Origin of the sequence: Streptomyces sp. NPDC005574 (genome assembly GCF_040605435.1) — a bacterium.
In the GTDB taxonomy this organism is placed as follows: Bacteria; Actinomycetota; Actinomycetes; order Streptomycetales; family Streptomycetaceae; genus Streptomyces.
The window spans coordinates 131,817-147,438 of record NZ_JBEXCW010000010.1 but is presented as its reverse complement, the minus strand read 5'-3'; the positions used below and the strand labels follow the sequence as shown (position 1 = coordinate 147,438).

At 72.7% G+C, this 15,622-nt stretch carries 14 protein-coding genes; 7 read left to right on the top strand and 7 right to left on the bottom strand.

All coding sequences use genetic code 11. The features are described 5' to 3' along the window. Nucleotides 1–12: 12 nt before the first annotated feature. Both ABZT03_RS10310 and ABZT03_RS10305 read right to left on the bottom strand, forming a co-directional pair. Nucleotides 13–912: a hypothetical protein gene (locus tag ABZT03_RS10310; protein ID WP_356036273.1), complete on the bottom strand. Its 900-nt coding sequence runs from the start codon at nt 910–912 to the stop codon at nt 13–15. Continuing rightward, the gene (locus ABZT03_RS10305; RefSeq protein WP_356036270.1) at nt 909–1,955 is read right to left on the bottom strand and encodes an SPFH domain-containing protein; all 1,047 of its coding nucleotides are present in this window, start codon (nt 1,953–1,955) and stop codon (nt 909–911) included. Before ABZT03_RS10305 ends, ABZT03_RS10310 begins: the two co-directional genes overlap by 4 nt. Nucleotides 1,956–2,101: 146 nt before the next feature. Between ABZT03_RS10305 and ABZT03_RS10300 the strand changes: the two genes are divergently transcribed. Both ABZT03_RS10300 and argF read left to right on the top strand, forming a co-directional pair. Continuing rightward, nucleotides 2,102–3,325 (top strand): arginine deiminase, encoded by a 1,224-nt coding sequence (locus ABZT03_RS10300; protein WP_356036267.1) that lies wholly within the window; start codon nt 2,102–2,104, stop codon nt 3,323–3,325. Nucleotides 3,326–3,443: 118 nt separating this feature from the next. Continuing rightward, nucleotides 3,444–4,460 carry an ornithine carbamoyltransferase gene (argF, locus tag ABZT03_RS10295; protein ID WP_356036264.1) on the top strand — a complete coding sequence of 339 codons (1,017 nt, stop codon included), beginning with the start codon at nt 3,444–3,446 and terminating at the stop codon, nt 4,458–4,460. A 9-nt stretch (nt 4,461–4,469) separates the two neighbouring features. On the opposite strand, the gene ABZT03_RS10290 is transcribed toward argF, so the two are convergent. Then, the gene (locus ABZT03_RS10290) at nt 4,470–4,922 is read right to left on the bottom strand and encodes an ATP-binding protein (protein WP_356036261.1); all 453 of its coding nucleotides are present in this window, start codon (nt 4,920–4,922) and stop codon (nt 4,470–4,472) included. A gap of 740 nt (nt 4,923–5,662) precedes the next feature. Here ABZT03_RS10290 and ABZT03_RS10285 point away from each other — a divergent pair. Both ABZT03_RS10285 and ABZT03_RS10280 read left to right on the top strand, forming a co-directional pair. Beyond that, complete coding sequence (locus ABZT03_RS10285; protein ID WP_356036259.1) at nt 5,663–6,490, top strand: enoyl-CoA hydratase family protein; 828 nt, start codon at nt 5,663–5,665, stop codon at nt 6,488–6,490. A gap of 2 nt (nt 6,491–6,492) precedes the next feature. Beyond that, the gene (locus ABZT03_RS10280) at nt 6,493–8,922 is read left to right on the top strand and encodes an FAD-dependent monooxygenase (RefSeq protein ID WP_356036256.1); all 2,430 of its coding nucleotides are present in this window, start codon (nt 6,493–6,495) and stop codon (nt 8,920–8,922) included. Between the two features lie 52 nt (nt 8,923–8,974). Here the strand turns inward: ABZT03_RS10280 and ABZT03_RS10275 are convergent, their stop codons facing one another. Beyond that, nucleotides 8,975–9,787, bottom strand: a complete 813-nt coding sequence (locus ABZT03_RS10275; protein WP_356036253.1) for a PaaX family transcriptional regulator C-terminal domain-containing protein — start codon at nt 9,785–9,787, stop codon at nt 8,975–8,977. Further along, nucleotides 9,784–11,394 (bottom strand): AMP-binding protein, encoded by a 1,611-nt coding sequence (locus tag ABZT03_RS10270; protein ID WP_356036250.1) that lies wholly within the window; start codon nt 11,392–11,394, stop codon nt 9,784–9,786. Before ABZT03_RS10270 ends, ABZT03_RS10275 begins: the two co-directional genes overlap by 4 nt. Nucleotides 11,395–11,527: 133 nt before the next feature. Here ABZT03_RS10270 and ABZT03_RS10265 point away from each other — a divergent pair, with 133 nt between their 5' ends. Beyond that, nucleotides 11,528–12,697 (top strand): acyl-CoA dehydrogenase family protein, encoded by a 1,170-nt coding sequence (locus tag ABZT03_RS10265; RefSeq protein ID WP_356036247.1) that lies wholly within the window; start codon nt 11,528–11,530, stop codon nt 12,695–12,697. After that, complete coding sequence (locus ABZT03_RS10260) at nt 12,694–13,092, top strand: RidA family protein (protein ID WP_356036243.1); 399 nt, start codon at nt 12,694–12,696, stop codon at nt 13,090–13,092. The genes ABZT03_RS10265 and ABZT03_RS10260 overlap by 4 nt, the downstream gene beginning before the upstream one ends. Before the next feature lie 24 nt (nt 13,093–13,116). Here the strand turns inward: ABZT03_RS10260 and ABZT03_RS10255 are convergent, their stop codons facing one another. Continuing rightward, the gene (locus tag ABZT03_RS10255) at nt 13,117–13,320 is read right to left on the bottom strand and encodes a DUF5999 family protein (RefSeq protein WP_356036240.1); all 204 of its coding nucleotides are present in this window, start codon (nt 13,318–13,320) and stop codon (nt 13,117–13,119) included. Between the two features lie 242 nt (nt 13,321–13,562). On the opposite strand from ABZT03_RS10255, the gene ABZT03_RS10250 reads away from it, so the two are divergent. Further along, on the top strand, nt 13,563–13,991 hold the full coding sequence (locus ABZT03_RS10250; protein WP_356036304.1) for a DUF6299 family protein: 429 nt from the start codon (nt 13,563–13,565) through the stop codon (nt 13,989–13,991). Nucleotides 13,992–14,081: 90 nt separating this feature from the next. Here ABZT03_RS10250 and ABZT03_RS10245 read toward each other — a convergent pair whose 3' ends face one another. Further along, nucleotides 14,082–15,611: a UDP-N-acetylglucosamine 1-carboxyvinyltransferase gene (locus ABZT03_RS10245; protein ID WP_356036237.1), complete on the bottom strand. Its 1,530-nt coding sequence runs from the start codon at nt 15,609–15,611 to the stop codon at nt 14,082–14,084. Nucleotides 15,612–15,622: the final 11 nt, after the last annotated feature.

The following is a 15,622-nucleotide window of genomic DNA, read 5'->3' as shown; positions in this document are numbered from 1 at the left end:
CCCGCCCCCGCCTCACCCCACCAGCCGTAGCCGCTCCCCGCAGACCCCCACCCGGATGGTCTGGCCCCAGGTCAGCTCCAGGGCGTCCCGCTCCATGCCGTCCCCGAAGGCGATGAGCCGTTCGGACTCGACGGTGAGGTGGAGGGACGCCCGGGCCGGCAGATCGCCCGCGACCAGGGACGTGCCGGTGGCCGGGGACGGCCAGGCCTCGCGGACGAACCACAGGAGGCGGGCCTCGGCGGGGCGGGGCAGCGGCAGGGCGCTGGCCCGCTCCTGCCACACGGACCTGATCCAGCCCGTGGCCCCCGTGCCCGTCCCCACCAGCACCCCGGACGATGCCTGGGCCTCGACGACACCCCCGTCGCCCTCGAGGCCCAGGCGGTATCTGGCGGTCTGGTGACCGGGGGCGCCCAGGTAGATCTCGTTCAGCGCGACCAGCCGCTGCGTGTCGTCGGCGACGGCCTCGACCATGGTGAGTTCGTCGACCGGCGTGCCGGACGCGTGCGCCGCCGGCAGCAGACGCGCCGCGTCCGCCGGCCGGTGCCGCACCAGCACGCCCGGATTGCGGCCGGGCTCCGTGTCGATGCCCACCACCGGCTGCCCCGCGAGGTACTTGGCGGCGTTGGCCACCAGCCCGTCCTGGCCCACCACGACCACCACGTCCTCCGGCGCGAACAGGAACCGGTCGAGGTCGGCCCGTTCCACCCGGCTCTGCCGCCAGGTCAGCGGGACGGCCGAGGCGACCTCGGCCAGGGCCCGCCGGGTCCGCCGGTGCCGGTCGGCGATCTCCTCGATGTCCCGGCCGCGGCTGGACAGGAAGAAGGCGGCCTGTCCGTGGGTGCCGTGCCGGGCCACCAACTCCTCGTACTCGGTGGTGCGATGGACCAGGACGACCCGCGGGGCGAGACTCACGTCCGCTCTCCCGCGCCCAGCCGTGCGAGCAGTCCGGTCAGCACGTCGGGGGAGATGGTCACGCTGTCGATGTTCGGCAGATTCTCCGCCAGACGGGTCCCGGTGAGCGCGTGCAGCGTGGCCAGGCCGTCCACCCCGGCGTCCGCGTGCACCCGCAGCCAGGCCGCCTGGGCCTGGGCGCGTGCCTCGCCGAGTTCGCGCGCACCCTCGGCCTCCGCGCGGTGCAGACCGAGGGCGCGGGCCGCCTCGGCCTCCGCCAGCCGTACCGTGCGCGCCGCCTCCGCCTCGGCCCGGACCGCGTCGGCCGCCGCGTGCTCCTCCGCCTCGCGCCGGGCGTTGGTACCGCGCTGGTCGACCAACTGCTCCTCGCGGCGGGCGAGTTCGATCTGGCTGGCCAGTTCGTTCTCGGCGATCGTCCGCTCCCGCTCGACCGCCACGGCCCGCCGCTCGTACGTCGCCCGGTCGGCCTCCTGCTGGATCTGTTCGCGCGCCGGGGTGCGCAGCGCCCGCTCCACCTCCGGCTCGGGCCGCAGCGCCACGACCCGTACGGCCACCACCTCGATGCCGGTGGCCGGCAGCCGGGGTTCCGCCGCGAGACCCGCCGCGACGCGCTCGCGCACCGCCGCCACCCCGTCGACCAGGGCGGCCGCCAGCGGTGTCCGGGCGAGGACGTCCAGGGCGTGCTGCTGCGCCGTCTCGGTGAGCAGGGTGCCGAGTTGCTCCAGCGGCGCGCCCCGCCACACCCCGGTGTCGGGGTCGATGGAGAAGTCCAGCCGGGCGGCGGCCAACGCCGGGTCCGCGATGCGGTAGGTGACGGTCGCCTGCACCGCCACGTCCTGGAAGTCGGAGGTGCGGGCGTGGAAGGTCATCGCCAACTCGCGGTCGTCGACCGGCACTTCGGACAGGGCGGCGGTCAGCGCCCGGAACCAGAAACTGAGCCCCGGGCCGTCGTGGACGAGTGTGCCCGAGCGGTGGTGCCGGATGTGTGCCGTCGGAGCGCCGCGCAGGTGGCGCCGGCCCAGGCGCCGGGTGATGTCTGCCATGATCCTCTCCCCTTTTTCGTCATCGCGACGATAACGGAGGGGGCTGTTTCTCGTCAAGAGGACGAGAAGCGGGGGTGCGAAAAGAAGAGAGAAGCGAAACGCCAGAGCAGGGGGTGAATCCGGGCATCGGTGGTCAGGATGGAGGCATGGGATTCCACGTCGACTCCGAGACCGGGCGGCTGCGCCGCGTCATCCTGCACCGGCCGGACCTCGAGCTCAAGAGGCTCACCCCCAGCAACAAGGACGCCCTGCTCTTTGACGACGTGCTGTGGGTGCGCCGGGCGCGCGCCGAGCACGACGGGTTCGCCGACGTGCTGCGCGACCGCGGGGTCGCCGTCCACCTCTTCGGCGACCTGCTCGCCGAGGCCATGGAGGTCCCGGCGGCCCGTTCACTCGTCCTGGGTCACGTCTTCGACGAGAAGGAGTACGGCCCGCTCGCCACCGACCACCTCCGGGCCGCGTTCGAGACCCTGCCCGCGGCGGAGCTCGCCGAGGCGCTGATCGGCGGGATGACCAAGCGCGAGTTCCTCGACGCGCACCCCGAGCCGACCTCCGTGCGCTTCCACGTCATGGACCTCGACGACTTCCTGCTCGGCCCGCTCCCCAACCACCTCTTCACCCGTGACACCTCCGCCTGGATATACGACGGCGTCTCGATCAACGCGATGCGGTGGCCGGCCCGGCAGCGCGAGACCGTCCACTTCGAGGCGATCTACCGGCACCATCCCCTGTTCCGCGACGACTCCTTCAACGTGTGGTCGGAGGGGCAGGCGGTTTACCCCTCGACCATCGAGGGCGGGGACGTGCTCGTCATCGGCAGTGGCGCGGTCCTCATCGGCATGAGCGAGCGCACCACCCCCCAGGCCGTCGAGATGCTCGCGCACAAGCTCTTCGCCGCCGGGTCCGCGCGGACGATCGTGGCCCTCGACATGCCCAAGCGGCGCGCCTTCATGCACCTCGACACCGTGATGACCATGGTCGACGGCGACACCTTCACCCAGTACGCCGGGCTCGGCATGCTCCGCTCGTACACCATCGAACCGGGCGTCGGCGAGAAGGAGCTGAAGGTCACCGACCACCCGCCGGAGCACATGCACCGGGCGATCGCCGCCGCCCTCGGGCTGAACGAGATCCGGGTGCTGACCGCGACCCAGGACGTGCACGCGGCCGAGCGGGAGCAGTGGGACGACGGCTGCAACGTCCTGGCCGTCGAACCGGGCGTCGTCATCGCCTACGAGCGCAACGCCACCACCAACACGCACCTGCGCAAGCAGGGCATCGAGGTGATCGAGATCCCCGGCAGCGAACTCGGCCGGGGCCGCGGCGGACCGCGCTGCATGAGCTGTCCGGTGGAACGGGACGCCGTGTAGCCGTACGGCCCGTACGGCTGAGGGGGGTGGCGCCCACGCCGACATGGGGGTGTATAGAAATTCTGGAGGTCGTATAGACTTCCAAGCGTCCTCGTCCCTGTACCTCTGGAGCGCCCCCATGGCGACTGTCCCGACCGCCCTCGCCGGCCGCCACTTCCTCAAGGAGCTGGACTTCACCGCGGACGAGTTCCGCGGACTGGTCGCGCTGGCCGCCGAGCTGAAGGCCGCCAAGAAGGCCGGGACCGAGACGCAGTACCTGCGGGGCAGGAACATCGCGCTGATCTTCGAGAAGACTTCCACCCGCACGCGCTGCGCGTTCGAGGTCGCCGCCGCCGACCAGGGCGCCTCGACGACCTACCTCGATCCCTCCGGCTCGCAGATCGGGCACAAGGAGTCCGTCCGCGACACCGCGCGGGTCCTCGGCCGGATGTTCGACGCGATCGAGTACCGCGGGGACAGTCAGGCGGCGGTCGAGGAGCTCGCGGCCCACGCCGGTGTGCCCGTCTACAACGGCCTCACCGACGACTGGCACCCCACCCAGATGCTGGCCGACGTGCTCACGATGGCCGAGCACGCGGGCAAGGACATCGACCGGGACGGCGTCACCCTCGCCTACCTCGGTGACGCCCGCTTCAACATGGGCAACTCGTACCTGATCACCGGCGCGCTGCTCGGCATGGACGTGCGCGTCGTCGGCCCCGAGTCGTACTGGCCGGACGCCGGGATCGTCGCGAGGGCGCGCGCACTGGCCGAGGACAGCGGTGCCGTCATCACGCTCACCGAGTCGGTGGCGGACGGGGTGCACGGCGCCGACTTCGTCGCCACCGACGTCTGGGTCTCGATGGGGGAGCCCAAGACCGTCTGGGACGAGCGGATCAAGGCCCTCGGCCCCTACGCCGTGACCATGGACGTCCTGCGCGCCACCGGCAACCCGGACGTGAAGTTCCTGCACTGCCTGCCGGCCTTCCACGACCTCGGCACCAAGGTCGGCCGCGAGATACACGAGACCCACGGCCTGGACTCACTGGAAGTGACGGACGAGGTCTTCGAGTCGGCCCACTCGGTCGTCTTCGACGAGGCGGAGAACCGGCTGCACACCATCAAGGCGATCCTCGTCGCGACCCTCGCCCGCTGACCGGCGGGTTCACGCCGGGTGGCGCTGCGGCGGGACCACCGGAAGACGGAACCACACCGCCTTGCCGGTGCCGGTGGGGCGGTGTCCGCAGGACGAGCTGAGGGCGCGGATCAGCAACAGGCCCCGGCCGTGCTCCTGCCAGGGGTCGGGCTCTCCGCCCGCCGGACGCGTGAGGTTGCCGGGCGGCTGCGGGTCACCGTCGTGCACCTCGACCTGGCAACCGGACGGCAGCAGCTCCACCACGAGCTCTATCGGCGTGTCACCGTGGGTGTGCTCCACGGCGTTCGCGACCAGTTCCGCCGTGAGCAGTTCCGCGGTGTCGCAGTCGGAGCCGTGCTCCAGCTCGGCCAGCGCCGTCCGCACCAGAGCGCGCGCCACGGGCACGGCCGCGGCGGTGTGCGGCAGCGCGATGCGCCAGGAGGCGGAGGCGGAGGGGCGTTCGTGCAAGGCGGTTCCGTTCATGAGCAGGCTGTCCTGCTTTCCACCGTATGAATGGTACGGCGCTGTCCGGCGGGGACGTCGGAGGGGCGCCGCGGGGGCCGTCGGCCCCGTTGCAGGCGGCATACCCGGGTGAACGACCGGCCTCCCACGGATGCTCCCGCCGTTACGGGTCTATCGCCGAGCCGTGACGGATGTGACCGAGCGCGATCCCGTCGAGACACCACGCGCGGGCGCGGTCTCCGCCGCGGCGGGATGCGGTGTGTGTGGCGTCCGTCCATGTGCGCCGAGACCGCGTGGCCGCTGCTCACGCCGCTCGGGACCGCGTGGCCGCCGCTCGGGACTGTGTGGCTGCCGTCCATGTGCGCCGAGACCCTAGGTTGCCGCCGTCCATGTGCGCCGACAGGGTGTCTGCCCTCCGCCCATCGGCGCGGCCACGGTGTGTAACCGCCGCCCATGTGCGCCGACCCCCGTGCGGTCGCCGGCTACATGCGCCGACACCCTGTGGGGTCGCCGGACATGTGCACCGCATCCGTAGACTTATCGCGCACTCGTGACGACAGTCACGGATGAGTGATAGCTTCGACGTGGAGTCGAGTCCGGTGGTGGGCCTTCAGCCAGGCTCGACCGCGCACGGAACGCGACACGGCGACACAGCGCCCCACGACACAACGCAACGCAGCGCGGTAACAGCGCAACGCATCGCACCGCACCGACGGCTCGGTGCGGCAGTGCCCGCCACTCGCACGAGGAGGCCGCACGTCATGAGTCCCTTCGCCGGTTCCGCCGCCCGCACCCCGCGCTGGCGCCACCTGCGCCTCGATCTCGCCGACGGTGTCGCCACGGTCACCCTCGCCCGCCCCGACAAGCTCAACGCCCTCACCTTCGGCGCCTACGCCGACCTGCGCGACCTGCTCGCCGAGCTGTCCCGCGAGCGGGCCGTACGGGCCCTCGTGCTGGCCGGCGAGGGGCGCGGCTTCTGCTCCGGCGGCGACGTGGACGAGATCATCGGCGCCACCCTGTCCATGGACACCGCCCAGCTCCTCGACTTCAACCGGATGACCGGGCAGGTCGTACGGGCCGTACGGGAGTGTCCGTTCCCGGTGATCGCCGCGGTGCACGGGGTGGCGGCCGGCGCGGGCGCGGTCCTCGCCCTGGCCGCCGACTTCCGGGTGGCGGACCCCAGCGCGCGCTTCGCCTTCCTGTTCACCCGCGTCGGCCTGTCCGGAGGCGACATGGGCGCCGCCTACCTGCTGCCCCGGGTCGTCGGCCTGGGACACGCCACCCGGCTCCTGATGCTGGGCGAGCCGGTCCGGGCGCCCGAGGCCGAGCGGATCGGCCTGATCAGCGAACTCACCGAGGAGGGCCGCGCCGACGAACGCTCCCGGGAACTGGCCCGCCGCCTCGCCGAGGGCCCGGCCCTCGCACACGCCCAGACCAAGGCGCTGCTCACCGCGGAGCTGGACATGCCGCTCGCGGCCGCGGTCGAACTGGACGCCGCGACCCAGGCCCTGCTCATGAACGGTGAGGACTACGCCGAGTTCCACGCGGCGTTCACGGCGAAGCGGCCGCCGAAGTGGCGGGGGAGGTAGCCGTGCGGAGCGCCGGCGCGGCCGGTGACCGGGGCGGGCGGCCCCTGCGGGTGGCGGTCGTCGGCGGCGGCCCCGGCGGCCTGTACGCCGCCGCCCTCCTCAAACGCCTGGACCCGGCCCGCCGGATCACCGTCTGGGAGCGCAACGCACCCGACGACACCTTCGGGTTCGGTGTCGTGCTGTCCGACGAGACCCTCGGCGGCATCGAGCACGCCGACCCGGTGGTGTACGAGGCACTGCGCGCCGAGTTCGTGCGCTGGGACGACATCGACGTCGTGCACCGCGGTGTCCGACACACCTCCGGCGGTCACGGCTTCGCCGCCCTCGGCCGGCGACGGCTCCTGGAGATCCTGCATGAACGCTGCCGCTCCCTCGGTGTCGAGCTGCGCTTCCGCTCGGAGGCGCCCCGCCCGGCCTCACTCGCCGAGACGTACGACCTCGTCGTCGCCGCCGACGGTGTGCACAGCGCAACCCGTGAGGCGTACGCCCATGTGTTCCGGCCCCATGTGGCCACCCACCGCTGCCGCTACATCTGGCTGGCCGCGGACTTCGCCTTCGACGCCTTCCGGTTCGAGATCGCCGAGACCGAGTACGGCGTGATGCAGCTGCACGGCTACCCGTACGCCCGCCCGTCGACCGGCGCCCCTCCCACCTCCTCTTCCTCCTCCTCTTCCGTGGGGCTGTCCGAGCCGCCGCCTCGATCCGCCGCGTCGACCGTGATCATCGAGATGCGGGAGGAGGTGTGGCGCGCGGCCGGCTTCGCGGCCCCGGAGGAACCGGCATCCGGTGAGCGGGAGCCGGGGGTGTGGTCCGGCGCCCTGCGGGAGTCCGTCGAACGCTGCGCCAAGATCTTCGAGGACGCGCTCGGCGGCCGGCCCCTGCGCACCCACCGGTCGGCCTGGACCACCTTCCGCACGGTGGTCAACGAACGCTGGTCGCACGGCAACGTCGTGCTGCTCGGCGACGCCGCCCACACCGCCCACTTCTCCATCGGCTCCGGCACCAAGCTCGCCGTCGAGGACGCCCTCGCCCTGGCCGCCTGTCTTGAGGAGCAGCCGTCCCTGGAAGCGGCCGCGGCCGCCTACGAGGCCGAGCGGCGCCCGGTCGTCGCCTCCACGCAGCGTGCCGCCCGCGCCAGCCTGGAGTGGTTCGAGGACCTGGAGACGTATCTGGACCGGCCACCGCGCCAGTTCGCCTTCGACCTGCTCACCCGCAGCCGCCGCGTGACCCACGACAACCTGCGGCTGCGCGACCCGCACTTCACCGAGGCCGTGGAGCGGGAGTTCGGCTGCCCGCCCGGCACGCCCCCGATGTTCACGCCGCTGCGCCTGCGCGGACTGACGCTGCGCAACCGGGTCGTGGTCTCCCCGATGGACATGTACTCGGCCACGGACGGTGTGCCCGGCGACTTCCACCTCGTGCACCTGGGCGCCCGGGCCCTCGGCGGCGCCGGACTGGTGATGACCGAGATGGTGTGCGTGAGCGCGCACGGCCGGATCACCCCCGGCTGCACCGGCCTCTACACCGCTGAGCAGACAACGGCGTGGGAACGGATCACCGGCTTCGTGCACGAGCGGGCGCCGGGCACCGCGATCGGTGTGCAGCTCGGCCACAGCGGACGCAAGGGCTCCACCAGGCTGATGTGGGAGGGCATGGACGAGCCGCTCACCGAGGGCGCGTGGCCGCTCGTGGCCGCCTCCCCGATCCCGTACAAGCCGGGGAGCCCGACCCCGCGCGAGCTGACCCGCTCCCAACTCGCCGAAATACGAGAGCAGTTCACGGCGGCGGCGGAACGGGCGGCGCGGGCCGGCTTCGACCTGCTCGAACTGCACTGCGCCCACGGCTACTTGCTGTCCGGCTTCCTCTCCCCGCTGACCAACCGGCGCACCGACGCCTACGGCGGCCCGCTGTCCAACCGGCTCCGCTTCCCGCTGGAGGTCTTCGACGCCGTCCGCGAAGTCTGGCCGCGGGAGCGGCCGATGACGGTCCGCGTCTCCGCCACCGACTGGGCCGACGGAGGAACCAGCGCCGAGGACGCCGTCGGGATCGCCCGGGCGTTCGCCGCGCACGGCGCCGACGCGATCGACGTGTCCACCGGACAGGTCGTGGCCGGGGAACGCCCCGAGTTCGGGCGGTCGTACCAGGCGCCCTTCGCGGACCGCATCCGGCAGGCCACGGGCACACCGGTGATCACGGTCGGCGCGATCTCCTCCTGGGACGACGTCAACTCGCTGATCCTGGCCGGCCGCGCCGACCTGTGCGCGCTCGGCCGCCCCCACCTCTACGACCCGCAGTGGACGCTGCACGCGGCGGCCGAGCAGGGCTACGACGGGCCGGGCGTCGTCTGGCCGGTGCCGTACCGGGCGGGCAGCCGCCGCCCGCCGACCGGACGCACGGACGCGCCCAAACCCCGTCTCACGCTGGGCACTTGAAGTCGTACGCAGCCACGTCACGACGGTCGGGGCCGCTCGGTGACGCCCGCGCTCAGCACTCCATGAAGGCCGCTCCCGCGTCCCGCAGCCGCTCGTGCAGCCCCCGGAACACGGCGGCCGAGCGGGCGCCCGGCCAGTCCCGGGGCAGGAGGTGAGCGGGCAGGCCCGGGTCGGTGTAGGGGAGATGGCGCCAGGAGTCCAGGGCGAGGAGGTAGTCGCGGTAGGCGTCCTCGGGCGGGGTGTCCGGCCGCCGCTCCCAGTCGCTCAGCACCCGCGCGTGACGGTCGAGGAACGCCTCGTGCTCCTTGGCGATCGAGGCCAGGTCCCACCAGCGGGCGACCGCCTCCGCGGTCGCCGCGAACCCGAGGTGTTCACCGCGGAAGAGGTCGACGTACGGGTCGAGCCGCAACCGCTGAAGGGTGTGCCGGGTCTCCTCGTACAGCCGGGCCGGGGCGATCCACACGCCGGGCGCCGCCGTGCCGAAGCCGAGCCCCGCCAGACGCGAGCGCAGCACGTGCCGTTTCTGCCGCTCGGACTCCGGCACGGAGAACACCGCGAGCACCCAGCCCTCGTCCGCGGGCGCCGCCGTGGCGTAGACGCGCCGGTCACCGTCCTCCAGCAACTGGCGGGCGTCCGACGACAGTTCGTAGCCGGCCGCGCCCTGAGCCGTACGGGCCGGCGTGAGCAGCCCGCGCCGTTTCAGCCGGGACACCGACGAACGGACGGAGGGCGCGTCCACCCCGACCGCGGCCAGCAGTCGGATCAGCTCGGCGACGGGCACCGGGCCGGGCACGAAGCGGCCGTACGCGCCGTAGAGCGTGACGATGAGAGACCGTGGTGCATGCTGGTCGGACACATTGATCATCTTAGGTCGTCGGCATCACTGCTGGTCACACCGGTCCGCAACCTGAACCGCTGCAGCTTGCCGGTCGCCGTGCGCGGCAGCGCGTCCAGGAACACGATCTCGCGGGGACACTTGTAGGGCGCCAACTCCGCCTTCACGAAGGCCCGCAGCGCCTCGGCGTCCCGGCGCGCGCCCGCCCGCAGCACCGCGAAGGCCACGACCACGTGGCCGCGCGCCTCGTCGGGCCGGCCCACCACCGCCGCCTCGACCACGTCCGGGTGGCGCAGCAGCGCGTCCTCGACCTCCGGGCCCGCGATGTTGTACCCGGCCGAGATGATCATGTCGTCGGCACGGGCCACGTAGCGGAAGTAGCCGTCGCCCTCCCGGACGTAGGTGTCCCCGGTGATGTTCCAGCCGTCGCGGACGTAGACGCGCTGTCGGGGATCGGCGAGATACCGGCAGCCGACGGGCCCGCGCACGGCGAGCAGCCCGGGCCGGCCGTCGGGCACCGGCGCGCCGTCCGCGTCCTGCACCCGCGCCTCCCACCCGGGTACGGGAACGCCCGTCGTCCCGGGTCGGACGCGTTCGTCCGCGGCGGAGATGAAGATGTGCAGCAGCTCGGTGGCGCCGATGCCGTTGATGATGCGCAGCCCGGTCCGCTCGTGCCAGGCCCGCCAGGTGGCGGCGGGCAGGTTCTCGCCGGCGGACACACAGCGGCGCAGCGAGGAGGTGTCGTGGGCGTCCAGTCGGTCGAGCATCGCGCGGTACGCGGTCGGCGCGGTGAACAGCACGGACACCCGGTGCTCCGCGATCGCGGGCAACAGCCGGTCGGGGCCCGCCTGCTCGAGGAGCAGAGCGCTGGCGCCGGCCCGCAGCGGGAAGATCACCAGGCCGCCCAGGCCGAAGGTGAAGCCGAGCGGGGGGCTGCCGGTGAACACATCGTCCACATGGGGTGCGAGCACATGGGTGGAGAAGGTGTCGGCGGTCGCGAGCACATCCCGGTGAAAGTGCATGCAGCCCTTCGGGCGGCCGGTCGTGCCGGAGGTGAACGCGATCAGCGCCACGTCGTCGGACGCGGTGGCCACGGCGGGGAACGGCGTGTCGGGCGCCGGGCGGCGCAGCAGGTCGTCGGGGGCGTCACCGCCGTACGTCGTGATCCGCAGCCCCGGTATCTCGGCCTTCGCGAGGTCGTCGACGGCCCGGACGTCGCACAGGGCGTGCCGGACACGGGCGATCTCGCACATCGTGCTCAGCTCGTGCGGGCGCTGCCCGGCCAGCACGGTGACGGCGACCGCGCCCACCTTGAGCACCGCCAGCCAGCAGGCCGCCAGCCAGGGAGTGGTGGGCCCGCGCAGCAGCACCCGGTTGCCGGGCACGACGCCGAGGTCGCCGGCGAGCACGTGCGCCACACGGTCGACCTGGGCGCGGAGTGTGCCGTACGTCCATGTGGGGCCGGAGGGGGTGAGGAACGCGGGCCGGTCGTCGGGCGGGCCGTGCAGCAGTTCGGCGGCGCAGTTCAGCCGGTCCGGGTAACGCAGCTCCGGCAGGTCGAAGCGGAGTTCGGGCCACTGGTCCGGGGGCGGGAGGTGGTCGCGCGCGAAGGTGTCGACGTGGGCCGAGACGTTCATGGCGGTGCGCCCCCTTGCCTGGTGGCGTCATGGTGGGCTCGCGCAAGCAGCGTATCGCGTTGGTGACGGACGTCAACGGTACGCGATATCGTCGGGGGAGTGGCCGTACCGCCACCCGGAGAGAGGACCGGCGATGCCCGCATTCTCGCTCGAACCGGAACAGACCGACCGGCGTGACCGGCTGCGCACGCTGGCCGCCGACCGGCTCCGCCCGCTCGCCGACAAGGGCGAACCGGGGCACGTCAACCGCCCGCTCGTCGCCGAACTCGGCCGACTCGGCCTGCTGGAGGGGCTGTTCACCGCCGGCGCGGTCGACCTGTGCCTGCTGCGCGAGTCCCTCGCGTACACCTGCACCGAGGCCGAGACCGCCCTCGCCCTCCAGGGCCTCGGTGCCCATCCGGTGCACGCGCACGGCACTCCGGCGCAGCGCGCCCGCTGGCTGCCGCGCGTGACGGACGGCACCGCGGTGGCCGCGTTCGCGCTGAGTGAGCCGGGCGCGGGGTCGGACGCCGCGGCGCTGGCGCTGCGGGCGGAAGTGGACGCGCCGGAACCGGCCGCCCCCCTGGGCGCCGAGCCCGACGGCTCGGCCCGCTGGCGGCTGACCGGCGAGAAGTGCTGGATCTCCAACGCCCCCGAGGCCGACTTCTACACCGTCTTCGCCCGTACGACCCCCGGCGCGGGCGCGCGCGGCGTGACCGCCTTCCTCCTGCCCGCCGACCGCCCCGGCCTCAGCGGCCGGCCCCTCGACATGCTCTCCCCGCACCCCATCGGCGCCCTCGACCTCGACGCCGTACCGGTGACGGCCGACGACGTCCTCGGCGAGGTCGACCGGGGTTTCCGGGTCGCCATGGGCACCCTCGACCTGTTCCGCCCCAGCGTCGGCGCCTTCGCGGTCGGCATGGCGCAGGCGGCGCTGGACGCGACCCTCGCCCACACCGCCGGCCGGGACGCGTTCGGCGGCAAGCTGAAGGACCAGCAGGCCGTCGCCCACCAGGTCGCCGAGATGGCGCTGCGCACGGAGGCGGCCCGGCTCATGGTGTACGCGGCGGCGGCGGCGTACGACGAAGGGGCACCCGACGTCCCCCGGCGGGCCGCGATGGCGAAACTCCTGGCCACCGAGACCGCGCAGTACGTCGTGGACGCGGCCGTCCAACTGCACGGCGCCCGCGCCCTGCGGCGCGGCCACCTCCTGGAACACCTCTACCGGGAGGTACGCGCCCCCCGCATCTACGAAGGGGCCAGCGAAATCCAACGGAGCATCATCGCGCGGCAGTTGTACGCGGAACAGGAGGCGGGGGCGTGACCGCGGAGCGGGTGAACCCGCCGGAACTCGCGCCACCCACCGGCTTCTCGCACGCGGTCGTCGCCACCGGTTCCCGCGTGGTGTTCCTGGCCGGCCAGACCGCCCTGGACGCCCACGGCGAGGTGGCGGACACGACACTTCCCCTGCAGTTCGAGCGGGCGCTCGGCAATCTCCTCACGGCCCTGCGTGCGGCCGGCGGCACCCCCGCCGACCTCGCCCGCGTCACCGTCTACGCCACGGATGTCGCCGCCTACCGCGTCCACGCTCCGGAACTCGGCCGTATCTGGCGCCGGTTGGCGGGACGGGACTACCCGGCCATGGCGGTCGTGGGAGTCGTACGCCTGTGGGACGAGCGGGCGATGATCGAACTCGACGGCTTCGCCGTGCTGCCGTAGGACCGCTCGGTCGGATCAGGCGGATCAGGCGGCGATCGACAGCGGCCGTTCGGCGGGCGCCCGGTGCGGCGCGACGATCCGTCCGTCCGGCAGCAGCTCACCGGTGTCGTCGAAGACGATCGCCCCGTCGCACAGCAGGCTCCAGCCCTGCTCGGGGTGAGCGGCCACGACGTGCGGAGCGCTCGCGTCGGCTGCGGCTGCGGGGCACAAAGGCTGGTGGGCACACATGGCGCACCTCCACGTCGGTGGGAGAACCCGTATGGGTCTCCATGAAGAAACCATGCGCCCCGAGCGGACACACCGGAACAGTCCTCGGCCAAGCGTGACAACACGCGGACATGACCCGGACGGATCCACGACGGTCGGTGCGGACTCGCCACCGAAGGAGTGACGGTCACGCCTTCCGGGCCCCGGGACCGGTACCAGTGGAACCCCCTCTTTCCGTCCGACCGGGAGATACCCCCATGTCCATGGCCCTGCGCCCCGCCCTCGGCGCCACCGTCGCCGCGCTCCTCCTGCTCGCCACCGCCCCGTCCACGCTCGCGGCCGCGGCCCCGGGCGAGACGGTGACGGTCGCCCCGACCGGCGGCATCGCACCCGACGGCACCGTCACCCTGTCCGGCACCTACCGCTGCACCGCCGGCTCGGGCCCCGTGTTCGTCAGCTCCTCCGTCACCCAGAGCTCCCCGACCGTCCAGCACGGCATCGGCGGCACCCGCGCCCTGTGCGACGGCGCCGAGCACGCGTGGACGAACACGGGCAAGGTCTCCTCGGAGACGCTCAAGCCGGGCACGGCCCACGTGGAGGCCACCCTGGTGGAACTCCGCCCCCAGGGCGGCCTCCCCCTCCCCCTCTTCCACGCGGCCCAGCAGCAGGACATCACCCTGACCGACAGCTGACACCGGCCGCGGGGGCGCCCGGCAGGGAACGAACGCCCTGCGCGGGCGCCCCCTTCGGAGGGGTGCAGGATGGGGCCCCGAGCACCGTCCTCAGATGTCCCGGAAGATCTCGATCTGCGCCCCCACCGAGTTCAGGCGTTCGGCCAGGTCCTCGTAGCCCCGGTTGATGACGTACACGTTGCGCAGGACCGACGTGCCCTCGGCCGCCATCATGGCCAGCAGGACGACGACGGCGGGGCGCAGGGCGGGCGGGCACATCATCTCGGCGGCGCGCCAGCGGGTGGGGCCCTCGACCAGGACGCGGTGCGGGTCGAGGAGCTGGAGCCGGCCGCCGAGGCGGTTGAGGTCCGTGAGGTAGATCGCGCGGTTGTCGTAGACCCAGTCGTGGATGAGGGTCTTGCCCTGCGCGGCCGCCGCGATGGCGGCGAAGAACGGGACGTTGTCGATGTTCAGGCCAGGGAAGGGCATCGGGTGGATCTTGTCGATCGGCGCCTCCAGCTTGGAGGGCCGGACGGTGAGGTCGACCAGGCGGGTTCGGCCGTTGTCGGCCCAGTACTCGGGCGTACGGTCGTGGTCGAGTCCCATCTCCTCCAGCACCGCGAGCTCGATCTCCAGGAACTCGATCGGCACCCGGCGCACGGTCAGTTCCGACTCGGTGACCACGGCTGCGGCCAGCAGGCTCATCGCCTCGACCGGGTCCTCGGAGGGGCTGTAGTCCACGTCGACGTCGATGGTCGGCACGCCGTGCACGGTGAGCGTGGTGGTGCCGATGCCCTCGACCTCGACGCCGAGCGCCTCCAGGAAGAAGCAGAGGTCCTGAACCATGTAGTTCGAGGACGCGTTGCGGATGACCGTCACGCCGTCGTGCCGGGCGGCCGCGAGCAGCGCGTTCTCGGTGACCGTGTCGCCACGCTCGGTCAGCACGATGGGGCGGTCGGGGGCGACGGACCGGTCCACCCGCGCGTGGTACAGCCCCTCGGTCGCGGCGATGTCGAGGCCGAACCGGCGCAGCGCGATCATGTGCGGCTCGATGGTCCGGGTGCCGAGGTCGCAGCCGCCCGCGTAGGGGAGTGTGAAGTGGTCCAGGCGGTGCAGCAGCGGGCCGAGGAACATGATGATCGAGCGCGTACGGCGGGCCGCGTCGGCGTCGATCGCCGTCAGCTCCAGCTCGGTCGGCGGCACGATCTCCAGGTCGACCCCGTCGTTGATCCAGCGGGTGCGTACGCCGATGGAGCCGAGTACCTCCAGAAGGCGGTACACCTCCTCGATGCGGGCCACCCGGCGCAGCACTGTGCGCCCCCGGTTGAGCAGGGAGGCGCACAGCAGTGCCACGCAGGCGTTCTTGCTGGTCTTCACGTCGATGGCGCCGGACAGCCGGCGGCCGCCGACCACCCGCAGATGCATCGGTCCCGCATAGCCCAGGGAGACGATCTCGCTGTCCAGCGCTTCACCGATTCGAGCGATCATCTCAAGGCTGATGTTTTGGTTGCCGCGCTCGATGCGGTTCACGGCACTCTGGCTGGTGCCGAGCGCCTCGGCGAGTTGTGACTGTGTCCAGCCGCGATGCTGCCGGGCGTCACGGATGAGCTTGCCGATGCGTACGAGGTAGTCGTCTGCCATGGGACTGAGGT